The sequence below is a fragment of the Paenibacillus sp. TCA20 genome, assembly GCF_000732325.1.
Classification (GTDB): Bacteria; Bacillota; Bacilli; order Paenibacillales; family Paenibacillaceae; genus Paenibacillus; species Paenibacillus urinalis.
This window is the reverse complement of the sequence record NZ_BBIW01000001.1, coordinates 591,838-616,013: the sequence shown is the minus strand read 5'-3', so window position 1 is coordinate 616,013 and position 24,176 is coordinate 591,838. Positions and strand designations below refer to the sequence as shown.

Genomic DNA, 24,176 nt, shown 5'->3' with positions numbered 1-24,176 from the left:
GAATTGCCCTAAGTCACATCGAATCCTTAAACATCAAGGTTCGATGTGATTTTTTTTCAACTTAGAATCAACAAGACAGACATGAAGGAGGGCACAACTGTGACTACACCTAATCGTACTCGCGTCACCGTAGACATCTACGGGACTTCTTATAAATTGGTCGGCAGCAGTGCCGAATATATGAAACAGGTTGCAAGCCTGGTCGACGAAAGAATGAATGCAATATCCAAGACCCATTCCAGACTGGATACACCGAGACTTGCCGTCTTGACTGCAGTACATATGGCTGAGGAATCTTTGCAGGTTCAACAGATCAAGAATGAGCTGAAGATGGTAACCGGTGAGAAGACTCAGCTCGGAAGTGAGTTGTCGAAGCTACAGGATACTTATGAACAGCAGATGGAGAAATTTAAGCAGCTCGAAGAAGCAAGAGCTGCTCTGGATAAAGAGAAGCAAAATGCACAGCAGGCACTCGCGCAGCTGGAGAAGGTACGTAATGAAGAGCAGCGAACATTGAAATCGCAGCTGGAAGAGGCGCTGTCGAAGACACTCCTTCGAGAAGAGGAGCTGAAGAAAGCCGAGCACAGCTATAACGAGCTTCTCAATCGTTCGCAGCAGAATGAGAAGAAGTGGCAGCAGCAGGCTCAGCAGAAGCAGAAAGAGCTGACAGAGCAGTTTGAAGCAAGACGTAAGAATGAAGCTGCAGAGCAGGAAGCGAAGCATAACAAGCTTATCGAAGAAGCTGCTTCCAAGGAGCGGGAGCTGCGGAAGCAGCTTGAGCAGAAGTCAGCACAAGCAGACAAGATTCAGCAGGAACGGAATCAGTTAGAATCAAGACTGCAATCAGAGAAGGCGGCTCTTCAGAAACAGCATGAGGCAAAGCTGAAGGAACTAACCGACCAAGCAGCAGCGAAGTATGCGAAGCTCGAGCAGCAATTGAATCTCAAAGAGCAGGAGTGGCAGAAGACGCTTAGTTCCAAGGAGCAGGAATGGAAAAATGCTTTGAAGGCGAGCGAGGATAAGCTTGGACAGCTAAATATCAAGATTCAAGAAGTGCGGACAGCAGCGGATGCACGGATCCTCACAGCAGAGGAGGAAGCAGAAGCGAAGTTAAGTGCGTTCAAGGAAACGCAGCTTCAAGAAGTCGCATCTATTAAGGCTCAGGCCGAAGCTGAAGCACAGCAGCAGGTGGATGAAATAACACAAATGCTGCTGGATGAAGAGGCTAAGGGTGCAGAACTCCTCAACTTCAAGTCTCAAGCTGAGGAACAGATCAAGAAGCTGGAGAACTCAGTTCATGATCTGAATCATCAGCTCCAGCAGGCTGACAGTGATCTTGCCGAAGTCAAGGAAGCGTACGAGGAACGACTGATCGAAGCGAAGAGCGAGATGGAGGAACGGCTTAAGGCAGCGGAGAGCATGGCTGTTCAGGAAGCAGAGCGAGCTGAAGCAGCAGCTTATGAGCAGTATCGCGAAGAGCTGAATTCCGTTAAGGAAGAGCTTATGCGTAAGTACAATGAGCGTGAACAGAAGCTTGAGCAGGATATTGAAGTGCTTCAGAAGCAGCTCGAGGAAGAGCGGGCTGAAGCAGAGAATCAGCTGGAGGAAGCTCTTGCCCAGCTTGCTGAGGAAGAAGACAAGCTGAAGGAGCTTAACGGCAGATTGGAGCAGGAGCAGACTCGCGTCTCCGAGCTTGAATCCAATGCTTCACAAGGGCAGGATACGATTGCGAAGCATACTCGCCGAATCCAGGAGCTTGAACAGCAGATATCCGATGTGAAGGATAACAGCTCGTCTCTTCAAGCCAAGCTACGTACAGCAGAGCAGGAAGCGGCGAAGGCCCAAGAGATAGCTGAGCAGCTTAAGGCCAAAATTCAGGAAGCCATCGACAAAGAAGCTGCAAGCTCTGCTCAGCTTCGTAAGATTCAGGATCAGCATGCGGCGAGTCAGCGCGAGATCTCCAGTCTTAAGCAGGCGGGTGAGAAGGCCGAGCAGGAGCAGCGGCGACTGCAGAAAGTGCTGGAGCAGGCTCATGCAGCAACACGACAATTGCAGAATGAGGTTGCTTCGCTGTCGGGCAGCGAGAAGAGCTGGAGAATGGCAGCAGAGCAGCATAAACAAGAGATTAGTGCGCTGGAGACAGAGGTCCTTGAAGCGACTGAACGATTGGAAGAGACGCAAGCCGAGCTGCAAAGTGTGCGCAGTGATCTGGAGCATGCCGCTGCTGAGATGAAGCGTGTACAGTCTGAACGAGAAGCACTGTCCCAGCAGCTTCCTGAACTGCAGGAGCAATATGAAGCGCTTCGTGCTGATTATGAGCAGTCGGTAAGTCAGGAACAACAGTACAAGCAGCTCATTTCTGAATACGAACAAGAGCAGGCTAATATTCGCAAGCAATTGCTTGCGATCGAAGCTGAGCATGACAAAGTCAAGGAACAGATGTCGAAACGTCAATCCCTGCTGGATGAAGCGGAGGAAGAAGCTATTGAATGGCAGCTCAAATATGAGGAGCTTGAAGAAGCTGTATCCAAACTGCGTGCTGAGCAGAACCAATGGAATGAACATGAGAAGAGCTTAATGTCTGAGCTCGAAGAGTGGTCTCATAAAGAACAGCATTGGATGCTGCTTCAGGAAGAAGCCTTGCATCAGAAGCAGGAATTCCAGTCGAGATATGAGAAGCTGGCGGCACAGCAGCAGGAATGGGAAGAAGATCGCAGCAAATTAGCTGATGAGGTCAGCAGCTGGCAGAAGCAAGTTGCTGCAGGTGATGGTCGGTTGGCTGAGCTGGAACGAGAGAAGGATTCTGCCTTATTGAGCTTGAATTCCTTGCAAGGGGAGAAGAAGGCTCTCGAGTCCGAGCTCCAGGATGTTGTAGAACGATATGAGGTAACAGCACATCAGCTGCGCCTTCTGGAAGTAGAGCGTGAGATGCAGCAGGACAAGTCAGAGAATCTGGCACATGAATATCGTCAGCTGCAGGATGAATACACGAAGCTACAGACAGAGTATAACGAATGGATTGAACTGATTGAGCAGGATCAGAGCTGATTTATGCATTATAGCAAAAGCCTGACCCAGCATCTAACGAGATGCTGGGTCAGGCTTATTTGCTCATTATTCTTCGACTATAATTTTAGATATCATTGTGGAATGGCCCGTACCGCAAAATACAGAACAAGCAATCTCAAATTCACCTGTTTCTTCCGGTGTGATGACCTTGGATGTTGTATCTCGATCAAGCTGAAGGCTAAGACCGGGAACAATAATTCCGTGGTTTCCTTCTACATTCTCATATACGACACGAACAGGAACCCCTTTTTTGATGCGATACTCGGGTTGATCAAATTCGTAATCTGTCGCTTTAATGACGATCTCGTCACTTGCAGCAACTTCAGGCTCAGTAATACCGCTGCCTTGATCCTTCGCTGAATCTTGTCCGCACGCAGCAAGCACGAATAGCAGCATCACGGTGAACAGCAGATAGCTGACTTTTTTCATAACACAAGGCCCCCCAAGTAATGGATAAAATGAATAATGCACTACCATGATACCGCAGAAGGTAGGGGTTGTACATTTCCTTATGTGAGAATTTTGCAAACAAATCGTAAAGAGCTCGATAATTAATTCTTTAAATGGATCACGCAATAGGCGAGACCTGTATTTATGAAAAAAAACGCCTCCTTATAAGGAGACTTCTTTTTCGAGTGTCAGATGATTCCACATCTGCTTACTTATTTTCGATTCCCTTTAGCTGCATCAAACGGGGTTGGTACAAAAATGTCGATAATCCCGATGACTAGCGCTGCAAGGATGGCTCCCAGGATGCTCGCGGACACATCGCTGACGATGTATTGAGACAGCCATATGACGAGCGCACTCACCAAGAATCCGACGATACCGCGGCCGAATGGAGTAACTCTTTTTCCGAAGATACTCTCGATGACCCAGCCTAACAAAGCGATCACAATGGCCAAGATCAGTGCACTGCCAAATCCGCCTACTGAGAAGCCCGGAACAATCCAGCCAACAAGTAACAATACGATTGCGGCTACAATAAACCGGACGATAGCTCCTAAAATATTCATGATTTTGTCCTCCTTTTTTGATGAACAGACTACGTATGCAATATTATTATGTAACAATCCCGCATTTCTTATGTGCGGCATCATTCTCAAATGGCACAAGTCCTGCTCTTTCGCTATAATACAAATAGAGCCCGAGAGGAGTTGTCACATTGGATTCAAAAATTTTGCATACGTTAGAATATCGTAAAATTTTAAATACATTATCTCTATACACGCAAACAGAGATGGGTAAACACAACGCTGAAAATTTAGTTCCAATCAGCGATCTTGAGGAAGTTAAAAATCTGCTGTCTGGAACCGACCAGGCTGTTAACGTGGATCGATTAAAAGGAATACCGTCATTTACCGGCATTGTAGATATTCGTTCTGCCGTGAAGAGAGCTCGAATCGGTGGAACGTTAAGTCCCCATGAACTGCTCTCCATCCACAATACGGTTCACACCGCACGGAGACTTAAACGCCTGCTGGATGGCATGCAGGAAGAAATTCAGATGGACAAGCTAATCTTCCTGAGTGAGCAATTGTCTGAACAAAAACCGCTCGAGGATGCAATCAAATCATGTATTGATGATTCTGCAGAAGTATTAGATTCGGCGAGCGCTAATCTGTCCCAAATCCGTCGTGAATTAAGAACGGGGGAGTCCAGGATTAGAGAAAAGCTCGATTCGATGATCCGTTCATCTTCGGTGTCCAAGATGCTTCAGGATCAGCTTGTCACCATTCGCGGTGATCGCTTCGTTATTCCCGTAAAGGCAGAATATCGTGCGCACTTTGGCGGGATTGTTCATGATCAATCGGGTTCAGGTGCTACACTCTTTATCGAGCCTGAGTCCATTGTTGCCATGAATAACAAGCTTCGTGAAACACGAATGCGCGAAGAACGTGAGATTGAAGTGATTCTGCAGAAATTGACGGCTCTTGTTGGAGAGCAAGCGGACTTGCTTGTCATCGATGTCGATTTGCTGGGAACATTGGATTTTATTTTTGCAAAAGCACGTCTCGCCCGGGAAATGAAAGCAACCTTGCCGATCATGAATGACCGTGGCTTTATGAAGCTTAAGAAAGGTCGTCATCCGCTTATATCGATTGATCACGTTGTTCCAACGGATGTTGAATTGGGCAATACGTATACCTCGATTATTATTACCGGTCCCAATACCGGTGGTAAGACCGTTACGCTCAAAACGGTAGGACTGCTAAGTCTGATGGCGATGTCCGGCTTGTTTGTGTCCGCCGAGGATGGAAGCCAGTTATGTGTATTTGATGCCATCTATGCCGATATCGGTGACGAGCAGAGCATTGAGCAGAGCCTTAGTACTTTCTCAAGCCATATGACGAACATCATTCGAATATTGTCGGAAATGACACCGAAGAGCCTTGTGCTATTTGATGAGCTAGGGGCCGGTACCGATCCTTCTGAAGGCTCTGCACTTGCTATAGCCATCCTTGAACACATTCATTCCACAGGCTGCCGTCTCATTGCGACGACACATTATAGCGAACTGAAGGCTTATGCATATGAACGCAAAGGCGTTATTAATGCGAGTATGGAATTTGATGTCAATACACTGAGTCCGACCTACAGACTATTACTTGGTGTACCAGGACGAAGTAACGCATTCGCCATTGCAGAGCGTCTCGGACTTCCGTCTGATATTCTTGATTATGCCCGCGGGGAAGTCACAGAGGATGATCAACGGGTAGAGCATATGATTGCTTCGCTGGAGCAGAATCGTCTGACAGCAGAGCAGGAGAAGGAACGTGCTGAGAAGCTGAGAAAAGATCTGGAGCAGCTTCGTGATCATCATGAGCAGGAGATTAACAAGCTCGAAGAACAGCGGGACAGACGTATAGAGAAGGCGGAGCAGGAGGCTCGGGAGATCATTGCCAAAGCCCGCCAGGAGTCTGAGGAAATTATTCGTGATCTACGCAAGCTGGCACTTGAGGAAGGGGCTTCTGTCAAGGAGCACAAGCTCATCGCCGCACGAAAAGCATTAAGTGATGCCGAACCAGCCGAGCGCAAGAAAAAAATTAAAAAAGCGGCTCAAGCTCGGAGAATTGAACTTGGTGATGAAGTTAAGGTTGCCAGTTTGAATCAGAAAGGTCATGTCGTTGAATTGGCTGGCAAGGAGGCCATGGTTCAGCTTGGCATTATGAAAATGAAAGTAGCACTTACGGATTTGGAGCTAATCGATACACCGCAGGCGCAGAAGCAAGGAGCGGGAGCGACTAGACATGTAACAGGTGTCAAGCGTACACGGGATGAGCATGTCAGATCAGAGCTTGATCTAAGAGGTGCAAATCTTGAAGAGGCACTGGTTGAAGCAGACCGCTTCATTGATGAAGCCTTTATGGCGAATTTGGGCCAGGTGTACCTCATTCATGGCAAAGGTACCGGCGTTCTCCGTTCTGGAATTCAGGAATATCTTCGCAGGCACAAGAACGTTAAGAGCTACCGGTTAGGCAACTACGGAGAAGGCGGTACGGGAGTTACCGTTGCTGAATTGAAATAATTACCTTGTTACAGGAGGCGCCCATGAAAAATTTGATCAGGGTCCTGTTTGCTGCGGCTGTTATTTTTTTCGTAGCAGGGATCGTGTATATGGTGAATGGGTAATAGGCGAAGATGAGAATGGGATAAGAAGAAAGGGTTGAAATCGAGTGGAAACTACTGTATGTCCATGGTGTCAAACTGAAATTGTGTGGGATGAGGAGCTAGGACCTGAAGAGGAGTGCCCTTATTGTAACAATCCCCTCACACTGGAGGGAACGGTTGAAGTAGAAGAAGATGCGATGAAGGAGGAAGCTGACCAGAGTGATTCCAAATCCGAGCCATTAGAAGGATATCGGACTTTGAATGTGACACTGACCGAAGATGAAGAGGAGCTGCTCCACACGGAGTCTGATCAAGCAAGCGAATCGGACGAAGATTATAGTAATCTGTGGGAGGACGAGACAGATACGATTCTTCCATCGGTACGAGCACTGGATTCCTATGAAGATTCGGGCCTGAACATGGCAAAGTATGGAGAGAATGTTCAATCCATATTGGATCATCAAGAAGAAGTTCCTGAATGTCCAAACTGTCGTGAGTTCATGCTTCATGCCGGAGTACAGACGATAATGAAGGATCAATTTGCTCCTGCCAAATCCGTACTTCATCCATTAGAAGCGCCATTTGGTATCCATATGTATGTATGTCCTGCTTGCTTCACGACGACACATAGCCTGGCAACCGAAGATCGGCTGCGTATGGTGAAGCGGCTTAGCTCACAATAACAAGTCATTGAGTTCGAATTTATGAACATATAAGCACATGTCTGCTTTTGCGCAGCATGTGCTTTTTTATGTGCCAATATCCAATTTATAGTAATTCGTTGAACGAAACGTTTTTTTTCACTGGGAAGGACATATTAAGATTGGATTGTTTCAGCAGGCATATGCTTATGCCCAAACAAAATTTGTGGAGGTGGAATAGCACATGAGTAAAACTCCACTCGACAAACAATCAAGGCTTCTCCTATTTATTAATGGTCTGTTTGTACTTGCTGGTGCTTTATCCGGTACTTTTCTTAACGTTTTTTTATGGAAAAGCAAACAAGACTTTGCCATGATCGGCTGGTTCACGATCAGTCAGCAAATCGGGCTGGTGCTGACCTTTTGGCTTGCCGGCAAATGGGTGAAGGAACATAACAAAATGAATGCGCTTCGATTGGGTATCTTGTTATCCGGTGTGTTCTATTTGCTCGTACTGGGGCTCGATCAGCATGCGGTGAGTTATATCTGGCCGTTAGGGTTACTGCTCGGAGCGTCTCTCGGATTATTTTGGCTTGCCTTTAATGTCGTTTACTTCGAGGTTACGGATCGTGATAATCGTGATCTATTCAACGGCTGGGTGGGCTTGATTGGTTCATTTGTCGGGATTGTCGGACCCTGGATTTCTGGGATGATTATTTCTATGTCCGTAGCCAATCAAGGGTATCAGTATATCTTCATGATCTCTATGCTGGTCTTTGGCATTGGGGTCGTATTCAGCTTTTTCTTAAAAAAGAGGAAGACAGAAGGCACTTACAGCTGGAACGAGCCTGTGAAGCAATTAAGTGAGAGGGGGAATCCTTGGAGATGGGCAGGTCCTGCGCTTGCAGCTCAAGGGATTCGAGAAGGTGTATTCTCATTCTTGGTAAATCTGCTCGTATACATTGCGACAACGCAGGAAGCGAAGCTGGGACAATTTTATCTGATTACTTCCTTCGTGGCGTTAGTTAGTTACCATGTTATTGGAAAATGGTATAAGCCGGCTTATCGCTACTATGGGACTTTGGTCGGGGCTGCTCTGTTATTCATATTCACACTTCCGCTATTATGGACCGTCAATTACGGAACTTTACTCCTGCAAGGGGTCGGCTCAGCGATTTTCATGCCATTGTATATTCTGCCTATGATTTCATCGGTGTTCGATTTAATGGGAACCAGCGGCGAAAATGTATCCAAGCGGGTTGAGCTTGTCGTATTGCGTGAAATTTGTCTAACGATCGGAAGAGTAGTGGGCATTGTCATGTTCATTATTGTTCTTGAGATCAATCAGTCTACGCAGACGATCACGTGGCTTATGATTATTCTGGGATTATCGCCTGTACTCAGCTGGTTTATGATCCGGAGGCTGTTACAAGCTCAGCCCGTCAACAACTCACCTGCAAAGTGAGATCTTGTGCATAGCGTACATATTCATCTGTTCGTCAGGACAAGCTACGTAAGGCGCTATGCAGGATTCCTGATGGGAATCTATGAATGGATAAATGTTAAGCAGGAAGTATTAATCCGTACTTAATTTAGGAGGTGGATATTATGCAATCACAACAAATGCAGGCCATTACTGGTAAAGAGCTCAGTTATATAAGCGATTCATTGTCCAATGAAAATTTGCTGATTAAACAGTGTGCTGCCACAGCAGCGAGTATTCAGAATCATGCGATCAAGCAAGTCCTTGAACAGCATATCATGACGCATCAACAGCATGCAGATACACTGCTTCAGGCACTTGAGCAGCATCAACCATTGGCACCGACACATCCGATGAATTAACGAAGGAGGAATACAGATGAACAACCAGCTAAATAATCCATTGTTTATGCCCGAAGCCGATCTGATGCAATCCATTTTAGATAACCTCAAGAGAACGGTAAGAGAGCATACGACGGCTACGACAGAAGCAGCATGTCCTACCATTAGACAGATGTTCACCGATCTCACGATGAACACACTCAAGCTGCAAGGCCAAATATTCAATACAATGCAGCAGCACAATATGTATCAGGCTCCAGGCAACGCACTGCAGATGGATTTGAACAAGGAGATCCAAACGCAAAAACAGACGAAGCAGGAGCTTACGCAATTTCTTCAGTCTAAGAATGCGTCAGCAGGCAATGCTCCCTACGCACAACAGCCCAACGTCGAAGCTCACACGCCAAATTATATGTAAAAACGAAATTTGTCCGATTCACTCGAAAGCCGTTATCTTCTGTTGATTAAAGGGAGATACGGTTTTTTTATTTGCAGTAATAATAAATTCATGTAATATTATATTTAATCTTCGATAAGAAGTGTTGCATGGCCCGTTAGAGCGGACCCGTATAACCACTGGAGGGAAATGCATGACAGAACTTAATGATTTGAAATTAAAAGTGCTTGATTTACTCAAAGAAGACGCAAGAAGAAGCCCTGCCCTGATCGCGACGCTCCTAGGAGCCACGGAGGAAGATGTGAAGAGTGCAGTGGCAGAACTTGAAAAAGACAATGTTATCGTTAAATACGCAACCGTTGTGAACTGGGACAAAGTGGACGATGAGAAAGTAACCGCCCTGATTGAAGTACAGATCTCACCGGAACGCGGCAGAGGATTTGAAGGGATCGCGGAACGTATTTACTTGTATCCACAGGTCAAATCGGTGTATCTTATGTCCGGCGCCTATGATCTTCTTGTAGAAATTGAAGGACGCAATCTGCGTGAAGTCGCTAATTTTGTATCCGAGAAATTGTCGCCGATCGATTCAGTGCTATCGACGAAGACGAACTTTATTTTGAAGAAATACAAACAAGACGGCATTATTTTTGAACCGCATCAAGAAGATAAGCGGCTCTTGATTTCGCCATAAAAGGAAGTATGAGATATGTTAATTAACCAAGATCAACAGAAGGATGCACAACCTAGGTCGATGAGTTCTTATCTCGCTCCTCGTGTTCAGCAAATCCCGCCCTCGGGGATCCGGAAGTTTTTTGATCTCGTCGGTGATAACAAAGGAATCATATCACTTGGTGTGGGAGAGCCGGATTTCATTACCCCTTGGCATATGCGGGAGGCCTCTGTATATTCACTTGAGCGTGGATTCACCAGCTATACCTCTAATGCCGGAATGCCGGAGCTGAGAGAAGCAATCAGCGAATATTTGGATAAGAGCTTCCATACGCCTTATGATCCTAAGGATGAGATTGTGGTTACCGTCGGCGGCAGTGAAGCGATTGACCTTGCTCTGCGTGCATTGATTATTCAGGGAGATGAAATTCTGGTTCCCGAGCCATGTTATGTTGCTTATTCACCGATCGTATCGATTGGCGGCGGTGTTCCGGTAGGTGTAGAGACCAAGGCAGAGAATAACTTTAAGCTGACGGCAGAGGCGCTCGAAGCGAAGATTACTCCCAAATCGAAAGTACTTATATTGTGCTATCCAAGTAACCCGACAGGGGCAACGATGACTTATGAGGACTGGCTGCCCATTGCAGAGGTTGTGGAAAAGCATGATCTCATCGTCATATCTGATGAAATTTATGCAGAGCTTACTTATAATCAAAAGCATGTCAGCTTCCCATCCATTCCCGGAATGCGTGACCGCACGATTCTCGTGAGTGGATTCTCCAAGGCCTTTGCAATGACCGGCTGGCGGATTGGTTATATGTGCGGCCATTCTGACCTGATATCGGCGATGCTCAAGATTCACCAATACACGGTGATGTGTGCGCCATCCATGGGACAGGTTGCGGCACTGGAGGCATTAACAAACGGTATGGAAGAGAAGGACCGGATGATTGAGTCCTATAATCAGCGCAGACGCCTTATCGTCCAGGGCTTTCGAGATATCGGGCTGGACTGCCATGAGCCGCAAGGAGCTTTTTATGCGTTTCCGAGCATTCAGCAAACGGGTTTGACGTCGGACGATTTTGCAGAACGACTGCTTACGGATGGCAAAGTAGCGGCTGTTCCCGGCGGTGTTTTTGGAGCAGGAGGAGAGGGCTTTTTACGTTGCTCCTACGCTACATCCTTAGCTCAGCTTAACGAAGCTTTAGAAAGAATCGGGAATTTTGTTTACAAACTTGAGAAACAGGGTTAATAATAATGTAAGCATAACAAATATTTTCCGAAAAATGTCACTTTTATCACTGCTATATGTTAAGTTGTATGTTATAATCCATTAGGATATAGATTCTGGGGAGGGGTTACCTTGTTTTGTGCTGAATATGATTTGCCGACATATCGTGGTCAATATGCTGTTGATAATGAAAGCAGCGGAACTTGGCTCACCAACTCGGAGAAAGCATCTTCTCGTGGTCTTTCTTTGGAAGATGAAATTCATATCCTGCGCAGCAAGATGGAACGAATCTTTCTGGAAGAGAAGTCATTTACTTCGGACGTTGTGATCGAGATCAGCAGCTTGCTGGATTTAAAGATCAATGAATATATGAAGGCCTATCCTAAAAAAGCTTAGCTTATAAGTTCTATAGAGAAGACCCCAGCGCGGGTCTTCTTTTTTTGTCCATCTTAATTGTGATATGATGTGAAATAAGGGAAAAAAGGAGGAGTCATATACATGCGAGGCAGATGGAGTATGGCAGCTATTATGGCATTATGCGTCGGAATGTTATCCGGCTGTGGCGGTGAAGATAAGTTCTCCATATTTATGATTGACAACCAAGGGAATATGTCTGTGATTGCTGAAGAGCTGGAGACAAAGCTGCAGGAGAAGCTCGGAGAAGCTACGGAGATTGAAATTTCTGCAAGTCCCATGTATTCCAAGGATAAATTATTAGTAGAGTATGCTGCAAGGGATCATGATTTAATCATCTTACCGGAAGAGGATATGAAGATGTACGGCAGAGATGGATCCAACATTCCCCTCGAAAATGATTTCGATCAGGAAAAATTTAGCCGCGGTGTCTTCGAAGGAGAAACTTATACCCGTGACGAGAATGGTGATCTGTCTAGTGACCCGGTCGTAGGAGAGCACTTATTCGGAATACCGCTCGAAGAAATGTCGATGTTCATAGATTTGCAATATGCAGCGAAAAATCTGTTTGCGACGATTCCGATCTCGACTCAGGATGAGCAAATGTCGATAGAAGTTTTAAAGGCGCTTACAGAATAAGAATGTATATATCATCTGCTCAGAAGGGGCTGTATATTATTTTTTGAGGTAGGTGGTTTTATAAAATGCTGATTATGGTAACAGGTGGAGTAAGCAGCGGTAAAACCCGATTTGCCCTTTCCTATGCCTCAAGACTAGCCCGTGAAGGGATCTATGTTACAGCAACAGACAATCAAGACAGACTCGATGAGCTAAGGACACCTGCCAGACTTCGGACAATACATATAAGTGCTGAGCATTCACTGCCAGATGTGCTGGATCATATCAATCGTGAATCCAACCTGTTTGCAGCGGAGAGACGAATCGTCGTTGTAGATAGCTTGACGGCTTGGCTGGCAGGTGAAATGAAATCCTGCTGGAATACAGCAGATCGAATGAAGATCAAGGCGAAAGTGGAATTATTAAAAGAGGTTATTGTATCTTATCAAGGGTTACTACTCATCGTAACAAATGAAATGCATGGAAGCTTCCACCCTTCTGAGGATGAGAAGTGCTTTGTCAGCTGGATGACTGAAGTCAACCATTTGATCGCTTCAAGAAGCGACCAGGTATTTATGCTGATCTCGGGAATAGCTGCAGAGATCAGCAAGGGTCAGATTCGCTATTAATTGGAGGGTAATGATGAAAATATATACCAAATCGGGAGATAAGGGAAAAACTTCGGTCATCGGTGCAAGAGTGCCCAAGGATGATGACCGTATTGAGGCTTACGGAACGATCGATGAGCTCAACTGCTTCGTCGGTCAGGCAATCAGCCTTGCCGAAACCGATTCAAAGTACGAGGATCTGTGCGAAGAGTTAAGACAAATTCAGCAAGAGCTGTTCGATTGCGGATCAGACCTGGCTTTTGTCAAGATTGAAGAAGGGAATTACAAAGTATCTGCTGAGCTAGCTGGTCAGCTAGAAGCGTGGATTGATCTCCATCAAGAAGAGAATCCTCAAATTGAGCGATTTATTATTCCGGGCGGCAGCCCATTCTCTTCGGCCCTGCATGTATGCAGGACGGTGTGCCGTAGAGCAGAACGTCGAATGGTGACTCTAGGTTCACATACCGATATTAATCCAGCTGTAAGGCTGTATATGAATCGCTTGTCGGACTATTTCTTTGTCATCGCCCGTACAGCTAATGTTCGTGCAGGTATTCCGGACGTTGAATATATTCGAAGTAAAAAGGTGTTCCGCAGTAAATGATAACGTATTATGAACCTATTACCTATACCGTACAACCAGAAGATGAAGGGATGCTGCTGAAGACGATTCTGCAGCGCAGATTAGGTGTGTCACGCAAGCTGATGTCGAAGCTCAAGCTGACAGAGCAGGGAATACAGTTAAACGGTGAAAGGGTATATATCAGTGTCAAGGTTCGCAGGGGAGATCTTGTAGAGCTTCGTATGGAGAAGGAAACCTCCACGGATATATTGCCTGAGAATATTCCCTTCGACATATTATACGAGGATGAGCATCTGCTCGTCGTGAACAAGCAAGCCGGAATCATTGTTCATCCGACACATGGACATTATACGGGAACACTTGCGAATGGGGTCGTGCATTACTGGGCACAAAAAGGGGAACAGGTTCGCTTTAGACCTGTGCATCGGCTGGACCAAGAGACCTCAGGCGTGCTGTGTATTGCCAAGAACCCGTATATTCATCAGCATATTTCTGAACAAATGATTGCAGGCACTGTTGATAAATATTACACGGCCGTTGTTTTCGGTCATCCTGTCCCTTCTAAGGGCGTAGTGGATGAACCGATTGACCGTGACCCGAATGAGCCACATCGCCGGATTGTAACGACGGACGGTTATGCTGCAAGGACGTTATATCAAGTCGAAACAGCTTATGAATGGGCCAGCAAAGTACGAATCAAGCTTGAGAGCGGACGCACGCATCAAATCAGAGTACACATGAAGCATTTGGGCTGCCCGCTAATTGGTGATTCATTCTATGGACAAGCTTCACCGGATTGGACGGCTGCCTCCACGGAAAGACTTGCGCTCGCTCATACTTGGATTGAGCGACAGGCCCTTCACGCGAGCGAGCTGGTTATCGTTCATCCGATCACAGGCCATAGCGTACGCTTTACCGCGCCGCTCCCAGAAGATATACAGAGGCTGGATCAGAAGCTAAAGACAACTATGAATCGTAATAATGAGGAGATTTAACGACATGAGTAAACTGACAGTATATCAATATGCAAAGTGCGGCACCTGCCGCAAAGCCGTTAAATGGCTGGAAGAGCGTGGACATGAGCTTACGCTGATCCCTATTTTTGAAGAGCCTCCAGGCCCAGAGAAGCTGACAGAGCTAGTTAATAACAGTGGGCTGGAACTCAAGAAGTTTTTTAACACCAGCGGTGAGGTGTACAAGGAATTGAATCTGAAGGACAAGCTGAAAGAGATGTCAAGCCAGGAGCAGATCGAGCTGCTGTCCTCCAATGGCAGATTAATCAAGCGTCCGATTGTTACTGACGGAAATAAAGTATCTGTGGGCTTCAAGGAGGAACAGTACCAAGACATGTGGAGCTGATTGCTAAAATTAGCATAAGGAAGCAGTGTTCTTTCCAGCGATTAACCCCCAACAGTGGATGTGGCTGTGCTATAATACGGGGAGTAAAGATTAGCATGGAATAGAACAGGAGCGTTAACAATCGTGAGTATAGAAACAAAAGATCAATCGGTATTGTTAGTCGATGGTATGGCAGTATTGTTTCGGGCGTATTATGCCACAGCTTCAGGCGGTTATATTAGACGGACCAAGGATGGAATTGCAACCAATGCGGTATATGGATTCATCCGTTATTTCTGGGATGCAGTGCAGACCTTTAATCCGACACATGTGGTATGCTGCTGGGATCTGGGCGGCGGAACGTTCCGCGGTGAACATTACGCTGATTACAAAGGAAACAGACCAGAAGCTCCCGAAGATCTTGTACCTCAATTTACTATGATTCAAGAAGTAATGGACAGCTTGGGCGTACCGAATATTAGTGCTGCTGGATATGAGGCGGATGATTGCTTAGGAACACTCAGCCGTTCATACAATGAAGAGCTGGACATGAACGTTATGATCTTGTCTGGTGATCATGATCTGCTGCAGCTGGTGAACGAAAGAACCAAAGTTATTATTATGAAAAAAGGTCACGGCAATTATAAAGTATATACTCCGGAATCTCTGTACGAAGAGAAGCAGCTTCATCCACGGCAAATCATTGATATGAAGGGCTTGATGGGAGATGCGAGTGATAACTACCCCGGCGTGAGAGGAATCGGCGAGAAGACGGCGATGAAGCTGGTTCAAGAGTACGATTCCATTGAAGGAATTCTGGAGCATATGGATGATCTGTCTCCGTCCATTCGCAAGAAGATCGAAGCAGATATGGACATGCTCCATTTATCTCGCAAGCTTGCAAAAATTCATTGCGAGGTTCCTGTTGCATGCTCGCTTGAGAGCAGTTTGCTTGTTCTGGATCATGCGCAGATCATTAGCAAATTTGAGGAGCTGGAGATGAAGAGTCTCTGCTCATTAATGGGAGTAGCGATCGGCTGAGATTGTATTATTCTTGTCGATAAGATTAAGGAATTAGAGAAAAGGAGTGCTGGCTGATCATGGGTCGGCACTCTTTTATATAAAAAAATGTATATTACCAATTGACCAAAAATCGATTTCGGGTAATGATAGTACTTGAGTTGTGTGCCCGGAAGGTTCAAACTTGTTGGTAAGCGATTACATAAAAGTGAAATCAAATGATAGACGGAGGCGTTAAAATTGACGAGAGATGCTGCATCTTCCCGTGTGGTTTCGTTAAATGTAGGAAGCAAAGTGAAGATGATGAATGGCAGCAAAGAGATATATTCCGCGATATTCAAATCTTCTACAACGGAGCGGCTGTTCTTATCCAGAACAGGATTTCATGGTGATGAACAGGCGGATCTAGTCAATCATGGTGGTGAGGATAAGGCGGTATGTGTCTTCAGCCATCAAGCATACCCGGTGTATGAGGATTTGCTGGGACGCACTCTCGATCCTGGAGCATTCGGTGAGAATGTAACCGTATCGGAGTTTGGTGAAACCGATGTATATATCGGCGATACGTTTCAGCTGGGTGAAGCGGTCGTACAGATCAGCCAGCCCCGAGTGCCATGCTTCAAGCTTGGACTGAAGCATCAGCACAAAGAGCTTCCGCTTCATTTTCAGACCACGGGATTGACGGGCTATTATTTTCGTGTCTTGACAGAGGGTTATGTGTCTTCAGAGGATTCCTTGACGCTGCAATCAAGAGAACAGGATTCCTTAAGTGTAATGGAGGCTAATGTTATCATGCATCACCGGAAGACGGATGTTAGCTCCATTAAGAAATTGTTATCGCTCTCAGCTCTTGCGGCAAGCTGGAAAGAAACACTCAGCAAACGGCTGGCAAAGCTGGAGACAACCTAGAACAATAACGGAGGGTTAATCATGGGAGTACTTGGAGCAATTGAAGCTGGTGGAACGAAATTTGTATGCGGTGTAGGTAATGAGCAAGGTGAGGTATTTGAAAGAGTCAGCTTTCCAACAACGAAGCCGGAAGAAACGATGGCTCAGGTGATCTCTTTTTTTGAACAGCATAAGATCGAGGCACTTGGTGTAGGGTCTTTTGGACCTATTGATCCTATTAAATCGAGTCCTACATATGGTCATATTACGACAACACCAAAGCCTTTCTGGGGTGGTTATAATATCATTGGTAAATTGAAATCGCATTTTCAGGTTCCGATGAGTTTTGATACCGATGTGAATGGAGCCGCGCTGGGAGAATATACTTGGGGAGCAGCAAAAGGGCTGGATAGCTGCATTTATATTACGGTAGGTACCGGTATTGGCGCAGGAGCGGTAGTATCCGGGCAATTAATTCACGGCTTGTCACATCCTGAAATGGGGCATATTAGTGTAAGACGTCATCCGGAGGATACTTATGAGGGATTTTGCCCATATCATGGTGACTGCCTGGAAGGGATCGCGGCAGGTCCTGCGATATCCAAACGTTGGGGCAAACAAGGCATCGAGCTTCCCGCAGATCATCCGGCTTGGGAGATGGAGGCTTATTATCTGGCTCAGGCTTTGGTAAATTACGTGCTTATTCTCTCTCCGCAGAAGATTATTATGGGCGGCGGTGTTATGAAGCAGGAGCAGCTCTTCCCTCAAGTGAGAGCACAGCTGAAGAAGCTGCTAGGAGGTTATGTACAGCATCCAAGTATTATGGAGCGAGTCGACGAATATGTCGTTTATCCTGAACTGGGTGATAATGCCGGGATCTGTGGTGCGCTTGCACTGGCCAAGCTGGCCAAAGAAGAAGCCAAAATCGAACTGGGATTGAACTAGACGAATTAAAATTCTGAGTACACACGGCATATACATTCTTGAAATATTTATCAATTATGGTATGATGATGACTAACAGAACAGTACGGATTTCATGAGGAAGCACCTCTCTCGCATTTAAATGTGGGAGGGGTGCTTTTTTTGTTGTCTTGTTATGCGTGCTGGGCTGACTTAAGGAGGAGGACGAATAGCATGAAGATTGTATTTATGAACCAGCTTTCAAATACGGCTCCCGGAGCGGAAGTGACTTATGCACAGTTATGGATTGGAGAGGAAGAAGGAAGGTGGAAGCTGGGCTGGAACAAGAACAGCCTTGAAGAGGAGGTCTCGGACATTTGGTATGAAGGTACGTCATGGAATGAAATGATGCATATTTATCGCCTGCAGCTGGCGATCAAGATGAGCGAAGGATATAGACCGCTGATTGAAGGTGTGTTTCATGAAGCAGGGGACACAAGAACGAGAAGCCAAGGGGCGACCAAGCTGCAATGCTATAGCGAGCTCTATGGACGTGAGGAATTGTATCAGGAGCTGTGCGTATGGCGGAGAAGGAAGGCTCAAACAGAGCGGAAAGCCCCTTATTTTATAGCCAGCAATCGGCTGCTTCGAATGATCAGTGCCTATGTTCCACATACCCTTGAGGAGCTGCGTGAGCTGCCGGGTGTCGGTGATAATAAGGCGGCAGAGTACGGGGAGGAAATTCTGGCCATTACGGCAAATGAAGCAAGAGAGCATGCATTTCCGCTTGATTGGGTACATGAAGCCCTGAATGAAGAAGAGTATGAATCATGGGTATTCAAGCAAAAGGAGCAGAAATATAAGCAGGAGCTGGAGCGTTTTACATTAAAGAAGACTGTATTATCAGGTATTGCCAGTAATCTTTCTCTGGATGAGATCAGCACAAGCTCTGGATTAACACGGAGAGAATTGGTTGATTTTCTCGAGGAGCTGGAGAAAGGAGGGTACGATACAGAAGCACTGATTGCCAAGGAGCTGGTATGGATGACCGATGAAGAGCAGGAGCAGATTTGGAATGCTTATGATGAGCTGGGCACGGGCTTCTTGAAGCCGGTACTGCAGCGTGTATATGGCGAAGATCCTTCTTCTGTAGGGCCGCTGGATCAGCTGTACGAGCGTCTGCGCATGGTTCGTATTCGGTTTAGAAGACAGACAGAAGCAGATCGACAAGTCGGCTAGATTAAAAATATAAAGGGTCCGAACGCTGTCTTAGACAGCTCTGGACCCTTACATCATTTTATTTACAATATCGAAGATGAGGTCATATCCAGTCTTTCTTGCGGAAAATCCAATACATCGATAGACCGAGCACGAAGATCACACCGATAACGATAAAATAAGCATATTTATAATCTAGTTCAGGCATGTTGGTGAAGTTCATCCCATAGATGCCTGTGATCAGAGTCAGCGGCATGAACACCGTAGTAATCGCCGTGAACACACGCATGATTTCATTGGCACGGTTTGAAATACTGGACTGATAAGCCTCACGTAAGTTCCCCATCAGATCGCGGAGTGTATCGAAGGTTTCAGATATTTTCACCGCATTTTCATAAATGTCGCTGAAATATTTCTGAAGCTGATCATCAATTAACCGCAGATCTTTTTTGTTAAGTGTATTGATGACTTCTTTCTGTGGAGACAGCGCCTTTCTTAACCACAGAATCTCACCTCGCAGACCAATGATCTCGTTCAGATGCGACTTCTTGGTGTGCATCAGAATGTCTTCCTCCAGCTCATCAATCCGTGCCTCAAGCCGGTCACCAACTGTAAAATAATTGTCAACGATCGAATCGACAAGGTAATAGAGGAAACGGTCAGGTGTGCTGACTTCTTCCTCCCAGAGAATAGGCTTGAGTGTGCGAAGCTCGTTAATCTTCTGCTTGGTAACCGTAATAATATAATGTCTACCCAGAAATAGGTTCACGGCACGTAAAAATATTTCTTCATCATCAAACCGGATGCTGTTTACAACGATAAAATAATGGCTTTCATATATTTCGAGCTTTGGACGCTGTTCTTCCTCACTGAGACAGTCTTCAACGGCCAGATCATGCATGGAGAAGAGAGGCTGCAGCACAGCCAGATCGTCGACATCTGCATCAATCCAGTAGAACCCTTCAGCGGGAGGAGTAATTGTATCTTCAATGTTGTCAAGCGGAGTAAAAACTCCTTCATTCACCAGTCTTATTTTCATGTGTATCCACTCCTTATTAATCTCCCGTAAATGTTATAGGGACAAGCTGAATAACGAAGGAAAGTGAACGCATCAGTGCTGGTAAAGTGAAGGGTCACACAATTTAAGCAGGTATAGAGAAGAGGTCTCGCCCGTAAAATATGCGCTCCCGTCCAACCGGCAAGCTGATGGTACATCCTATATAGTTATATTTATTCGGCTGCCAGCTAGGCCTCGGGTCGCCTTCCATTTTACGTCACCCCATCATTTTAGATATTTAACACTTGACTAGTATAACGCTCTCGAATTAAGCAATCAAGAATGAAAATATTACACTATTCAAAGGCAGTCTATGTATGTGAAGCACATCTGGTGCTTTATTTTCTTGAGTTGTCTTCTGGTGCTTATTTTGAACAGTCCAGTTCTTGACGAATAACGATCTAATCATTATAGTAATGGGTATATGACAATAAAATATAGCGAAATCTTATCAAGAGTAGGTGGAGGGACTAGCCCGATGATACCCGGCAACCGGCGAATACGCACGGTGCTAATTCTTGCAGTCGTCTGATCTTATTTATTAAGGGTACAGACGAATTGAGAGATGAGAGAGGCGCATTTTCGAATACGAACAGATGACCTTTCTCGATTACTGAGTGAGGTCTTTTTGTGTTAGGACGAAATATTCTGCTCCCCCATGCTCTCTCATGATATTCGCTCTTCAAACACCATATAAGGAGGAGTATTAATGCCAATTAAAATCCCAGACGCTCTACCGGCCAAGGAAGTACTAGCAGGAGAAAACATCTTTGTCATGGACGAAAGCCATGCGTACAGGCAGGATATCCGGCCGCTTCGTATCGGGATACTCAACCTGATGCCTACGAAGGAAACGACAGAAACACAGCTGCTCCGTCTTATTGGTAATACACCCATTCAAGTTGATGTTGTACTCATTCATCCCAAGTCTCACGTGTCCAAGAACACGTCCCAAGAGTATTTGGATATGTTCTACAAAACATTTGATGAGATTAAGCATCTTCGCTTTGACGGCATGATCATTACCGGTGCACCGGTTGAACAGATGGATTTTGAGGAAGTGACGTATTGGGAAGAGATCCAGCAGATCTTTGAATGGACCAAGACCAATGTAACCTCAACAATGCATATATGTTGGGCCTCTCAAGCAGGTCTGTACCATCACTTTAATGTACCGAAGGTAGGGCTTCCTGAGAAATGCTTTGGCGTGTTCCATCATACGATCAACAAATCTCATGTCAAGCTGCTTCGTGGTTTTGATGAAGTATTCCTCGCACCGCATTCTCGCCATACCGAGGTGACAAGAGAAGATATTGAGCAGGTTCCTGGTCTTGAGATCCTGTCCGAGTCAGAAGAAGCTGGGGTTTATATTGTAGCTACTGAGGATGGAAAACAGATTTTTGTAACGGGCCATTCCGAATACGATCCGTTATCTTTGAAATGGGAGTATGATCGGGATAAGGACAAAGGGCTTGATGTGAAGCTTCCGTATAACTATTTTCCAAACAACGATCCAAGTAAGGTTCCGCCATCTACCTGGAGAGCTCACGCGAATTTACTCTTCTCTAACTGGCTCAACTATTATGTGTACCAAGAGACGCCGTACGACATTGGACCACAGATTTAAGTGAATTCTACCTAACTTAGAGGAGGATGTTTACGAATGGGAGACAACAAACTAAACATTGAAAGCCGATTAGCACAGATTGGATCAGTGAAAGAGCCGGTAACGGGGGCAGTTAATTTCCCGATCTATCAATCCACAGCCTTCAGACATCCGAAGCTTGGTCAAAGCACCGGATTTGATTACATTCGTACAACGAACCCAACCCGAAAGGTTCTTGAAGAAGCAGCAGCTGAGCTGGAATCTGGTGATGCAGGATTCGCATGCAGCTCGGGTATGGCGGCTATTATGACGATCTTTGCCAAGTTCGGACAAGGAGATCATCTGATTATTTCGCTTGATCTCTATGGGGGTACGTATCGTTTGGTGGAACGGATCTTGTCCAAGAATGGCATTACTGCAAGCTATGTGGATACGAATGATATTGATGCACTCGAAAGTGTAAGAAATGAAAATACCAAAGCTATTTTTATTGAGACACCGACGAACCCTCTTATGATGATTACGGATATTGAAAAAGTGTGCGGCTGGGCAAGAAAGCATGGTCTATTGTCGATTGTAGATAATACATTGCTAACACCTTACTTCCAGCGCCCGATTGAGCTTGGGGCTGACATTGTCGTGCATAGTGCGACCAAATATTTGGGCGGTCATAATGATGTACTCTGTGGTCTCATCGTAACCAAGGGAAAAGAGCTGTCGGAAGAGATGGCTTTTCTACATAATTCAATCGGAGCTGTACTCTCTCCAAGCGACAGCTATCAGCTTATGCGCGGTATGAAGACACTCGCACTGCGTATGGAGCGCCATGAATACAACGCAACCAAAGTGGCCGAATTCCTGCTCGAGCACTCCTTAATTACAGATGTCTATTATCCTGCACTTACAGATCATCCAGGACATGATATTCAAAATAAACAATCCAGCGGTAACACGGGCATTCTGTCCTTCAAAGTGAAGGATGCAAGATACGTTGAGCCCGTCCTGAGACACATCAAGCTGGTAGCTTTTGCGGAGAGCCTGGGTGGAGTGGAGTCGCTGATGACCTATCCGGCTGTACAGACCCATGCGGATATTCCGGTAGAAATTCGTGACGCGATTGGTGTTGATGAGCGCCTGCTTCGTTTCTCTGTCGGAATAGAACATATTGATGATATCGTTGCTGATTTAAGCCAGGCATTTGATAAGGCTCATCAAGAGCTTGAGGGAGGCGCAGCACATGAGTAAGAAGGACCGTGACGACTCCTATAAATTTGATACGAAGCTCTTGCATTTTGGGGCAGAGATAGATGAAGGCACGGGGGCTTCCAGTGTGCCGATCTACCAGGCATCTACTTTTCATCATCATGACATATTCGCTCCGCCGGTTCATGACTACAGCCGTTCAGGGAATCCGACTCGTCAGGCGCTAGAAGACTACATTGCCTTACTGGAAGGAGGCGTTCGCGGATTTGCATACTCCTCCGGAATGGCTGCCATCTCCAGTGCGCTAATGATCTTATCTGCGGGAGATCACATTATCGCTACGGAAGATGTATATGGCGGTACTTACCGTCTGCTCAGTACGATTCTGACTCGGATGAATATTGAAACGACATTTGTGGATATGACGGATCTGGACAAGGTCAAAGCTGCATATCGCTCGAATACCAAAGCCGTATTTATGGAAACGCCGTCGAACCCAACCCTTCGTATTACCGATGTGGCAGGTGTGACAGCTTGGGCTCAGGAGAAAGGACTTATTACACTGCTTGATAATACGTTCATGACCCCTTATTATCAGCGGCCGATTGAACAAGGAGTCGATATCGTACTGCATAGTGCTACGAAATTCCTCGGAGGACACAGCGATGTGCTAGCGGGCCTTGCTGTTGCCCGGACAGAAGCCATTGCTAATGAGCTGAAGAAGCTTCAGAATGGTCTTGGTACGGTTCTTGGTGCACAAGAATCCTGGCTGCTTATGCGCGGGATGAAGACACTGGGTGCAAGAATGGCGCATTCGGAGCAAAGTGCAGCCAAGCTTGCGGCCTGGCTGACCAATCGCTCAGATATTGATGCTGTCTACTATCCTGGTCTTATGAATCATCCTGGAAGAGAGATTCATGAGAGTCAATCCACTGGGTATGGTGCCGTCGTCTCCTTTGACGTCGGGTCGGGAGAGCGTGCCAAGCAGGTGCTGAATGCAGTTAAGCTTCCGCTCGTTGCGGTAAGTCTTGGTGCGGTAGAGAGTATACTCTCTTACCCGGCGATGATGTCGCATGCGGCGATGCCTCAGGATTTCCGGCTCGACAGAGGAATTACAGACGGACTGTTGCGATTCTCTGTTGGACTTGAGGATATCGATGATCTGATTGCAGATCTGGATCAGGCACTAGCAGCTAATCGGTAGAATTAAAGTACACGATTGTGTAAGATTTTGAACCTATATATCTAGATGAAAAAGAAGCATGCTTATAATAG

At 46.0% G+C, this 24,176-nt stretch carries 24 protein-coding genes and 1 riboswitch; of the genes, 21 read left to right on the top strand and 3 right to left on the bottom strand.

The annotated features are described in order from the left end of the window. The first annotated feature begins 99 nt into the window (after positions 1–99). Positions 100–3,048, top strand: a complete 2,949-nt coding sequence (locus tag TCA2_RS02880) for a hypothetical protein (RefSeq protein ID WP_047910015.1) — start codon at positions 100–102, stop codon at positions 3,046–3,048. A gap of 66 nt (positions 3,049–3,114) precedes the next feature. On the opposite strand, the gene TCA2_RS02875 is transcribed toward TCA2_RS02880, so the two are convergent. Together TCA2_RS02875 and TCA2_RS02870 are read right to left on the bottom strand one after the other, a co-directional pair. Continuing rightward, complete coding sequence (locus tag TCA2_RS02875) at positions 3,115–3,498, bottom strand: cytochrome c oxidase subunit II (RefSeq protein ID WP_047910014.1); 384 nt, start codon at positions 3,496–3,498, stop codon at positions 3,115–3,117. Positions 3,499–3,731: 233 nt separating this feature from the next. Next, the gene (locus TCA2_RS02870; protein ID WP_047910013.1) at positions 3,732–4,085 is read right to left on the bottom strand and encodes a phage holin family protein; all 354 of its coding nucleotides are present in this window, start codon (positions 4,083–4,085) and stop codon (positions 3,732–3,734) included. Positions 4,086–4,234: 149 nt separating this feature from the next. Here TCA2_RS02870 and TCA2_RS02865 point away from each other — a divergent pair, with 149 nt between their 5' ends. The 17 genes from TCA2_RS02865 (at position 4,235) to TCA2_RS02785 (ending at position 19,056) form a co-directional block, all read left to right on the top strand. Beyond that, positions 4,235–6,598: an endonuclease MutS2 gene (locus TCA2_RS02865; protein ID WP_047910012.1), complete on the top strand. Its 2,364-nt coding sequence runs from the start codon at positions 4,235–4,237 to the stop codon at positions 6,596–6,598. Between the two features lie 148 nt (positions 6,599–6,746). Then, complete coding sequence (locus TCA2_RS02860; protein WP_047910011.1) at positions 6,747–7,364, top strand: hypothetical protein; 618 nt, start codon at positions 6,747–6,749, stop codon at positions 7,362–7,364. A gap of 202 nt (positions 7,365–7,566) precedes the next feature. Beyond that, positions 7,567–8,787 (top strand): MFS transporter, encoded by a 1,221-nt coding sequence (locus TCA2_RS02855; protein ID WP_047910010.1) that lies wholly within the window; start codon positions 7,567–7,569, stop codon positions 8,785–8,787. A gap of 143 nt (positions 8,788–8,930) precedes the next feature. Next, positions 8,931–9,167 (top strand): hypothetical protein, encoded by a 237-nt coding sequence (locus TCA2_RS02850; protein WP_047910009.1) that lies wholly within the window; start codon positions 8,931–8,933, stop codon positions 9,165–9,167. Positions 9,168–9,183: 16 nt separating this feature from the next. Next, entirely contained in the window at positions 9,184–9,564 is a 381-nt protein-coding gene (locus TCA2_RS02845) for a spore coat protein (RefSeq protein ID WP_047910008.1), read from the top strand. A gap of 172 nt (positions 9,565–9,736) precedes the next feature. Beyond that, complete coding sequence (locus TCA2_RS02840) at positions 9,737–10,237, top strand: Lrp/AsnC family transcriptional regulator (RefSeq protein WP_047910007.1); 501 nt, start codon at positions 9,737–9,739, stop codon at positions 10,235–10,237. Positions 10,238–10,252: 15 nt separating this feature from the next. After that, positions 10,253–11,467, top strand: a complete 1,215-nt coding sequence (locus TCA2_RS02835) for an aminotransferase class I/II-fold pyridoxal phosphate-dependent enzyme (RefSeq protein WP_047910006.1) — start codon at positions 10,253–10,255, stop codon at positions 11,465–11,467. Positions 11,468–11,578: 111 nt separating this feature from the next. After that, the gene (locus TCA2_RS02830; RefSeq protein ID WP_047910005.1) at positions 11,579–11,842 is read left to right on the top strand and encodes an aspartyl-phosphate phosphatase Spo0E family protein; all 264 of its coding nucleotides are present in this window, start codon (positions 11,579–11,581) and stop codon (positions 11,840–11,842) included. Positions 11,843–11,944: 102 nt separating this feature from the next. Beyond that, positions 11,945–12,499, top strand: coding sequence for a hypothetical protein (locus TCA2_RS02825; RefSeq protein WP_047910004.1), 555 nt, complete (start codon positions 11,945–11,947; stop codon positions 12,497–12,499). A gap of 65 nt (positions 12,500–12,564) precedes the next feature. After that, a complete protein-coding gene (locus TCA2_RS26025) occupies positions 12,565–13,107 on the top strand; it encodes a bifunctional adenosylcobinamide kinase/adenosylcobinamide-phosphate guanylyltransferase (RefSeq protein ID WP_052511692.1) in 543 nt (180 codons plus the stop codon). Positions 13,108–13,120: 13 nt separating this feature from the next. Continuing rightward, positions 13,121–13,690 (top strand): cob(I)yrinic acid a,c-diamide adenosyltransferase, encoded by a 570-nt coding sequence (locus TCA2_RS02815; protein WP_047910003.1) that lies wholly within the window; start codon positions 13,121–13,123, stop codon positions 13,688–13,690. Then, positions 13,687–14,664 carry an RluA family pseudouridine synthase gene (locus TCA2_RS02810; RefSeq protein ID WP_047910002.1) on the top strand — a complete coding sequence of 326 codons (978 nt, stop codon included), beginning with the start codon at positions 13,687–13,689 and terminating at the stop codon, positions 14,662–14,664. The genes TCA2_RS02815 and TCA2_RS02810 overlap by 4 nt, the downstream gene beginning before the upstream one ends. Before the next feature lie 4 nt (positions 14,665–14,668). Beyond that, positions 14,669–15,028 (top strand): arsenate reductase family protein, encoded by a 360-nt coding sequence (locus TCA2_RS02805; RefSeq protein ID WP_047910001.1) that lies wholly within the window; start codon positions 14,669–14,671, stop codon positions 15,026–15,028. A gap of 129 nt (positions 15,029–15,157) precedes the next feature. Further along, complete coding sequence (locus TCA2_RS02800) at positions 15,158–16,048, top strand: 5'-3' exonuclease H3TH domain-containing protein (RefSeq protein ID WP_076312561.1); 891 nt, start codon at positions 15,158–15,160, stop codon at positions 16,046–16,048. A 279-nt stretch (positions 16,049–16,327) separates the two neighbouring features. Next, the gene (locus TCA2_RS02795; protein ID WP_047910240.1) at positions 16,328–16,936 is read left to right on the top strand and encodes an MOSC domain-containing protein; all 609 of its coding nucleotides are present in this window, start codon (positions 16,328–16,330) and stop codon (positions 16,934–16,936) included. A gap of 21 nt (positions 16,937–16,957) precedes the next feature. Further along, on the top strand, positions 16,958–17,860 hold the full coding sequence (locus tag TCA2_RS02790) for an ROK family protein (RefSeq protein ID WP_047910000.1): 903 nt from the start codon (positions 16,958–16,960) through the stop codon (positions 17,858–17,860). A gap of 191 nt (positions 17,861–18,051) precedes the next feature. After that, positions 18,052–19,056 (top strand): HRDC domain-containing protein, encoded by a 1,005-nt coding sequence (locus tag TCA2_RS02785; RefSeq protein WP_047909999.1) that lies wholly within the window; start codon positions 18,052–18,054, stop codon positions 19,054–19,056. Between the two features lie 82 nt (positions 19,057–19,138). Here TCA2_RS02785 and corA read toward each other — a convergent pair whose 3' ends face one another. Then, entirely contained in the window at positions 19,139–20,074 is a 936-nt protein-coding gene (gene corA, locus TCA2_RS02780; RefSeq protein ID WP_047909998.1) for a magnesium/cobalt transporter CorA, read from the bottom strand. 463 nt (positions 20,075–20,537) lie between these two features. Beyond that, positions 20,538–20,664, top strand: a riboswitch (SAM riboswitch). A 137-nt stretch (positions 20,665–20,801) separates the two neighbouring features. Here corA and metA point away from each other — a divergent pair. From metA to TCA2_RS02765, 3 genes are read left to right on the top strand one after another with little or no spacing between them, the layout of a single operon-like run. Next, positions 20,802–21,719 (top strand): homoserine O-succinyltransferase, encoded by a 918-nt coding sequence (metA, locus tag TCA2_RS02775; RefSeq protein ID WP_047909997.1) that lies wholly within the window; start codon positions 20,802–20,804, stop codon positions 21,717–21,719. Between the two features lie 36 nt (positions 21,720–21,755). Then, positions 21,756–22,943: an aminotransferase class I/II-fold pyridoxal phosphate-dependent enzyme gene (locus TCA2_RS02770; protein WP_047909996.1), complete on the top strand. Its 1,188-nt coding sequence runs from the start codon at positions 21,756–21,758 to the stop codon at positions 22,941–22,943. Then, positions 22,936–24,105 (top strand): aminotransferase class I/II-fold pyridoxal phosphate-dependent enzyme, encoded by a 1,170-nt coding sequence (locus tag TCA2_RS02765; RefSeq protein ID WP_047909995.1) that lies wholly within the window; start codon positions 22,936–22,938, stop codon positions 24,103–24,105. The genes TCA2_RS02770 and TCA2_RS02765 overlap by 8 nt, the downstream gene beginning before the upstream one ends. Positions 24,106–24,176: the final 71 nt, after the last annotated feature.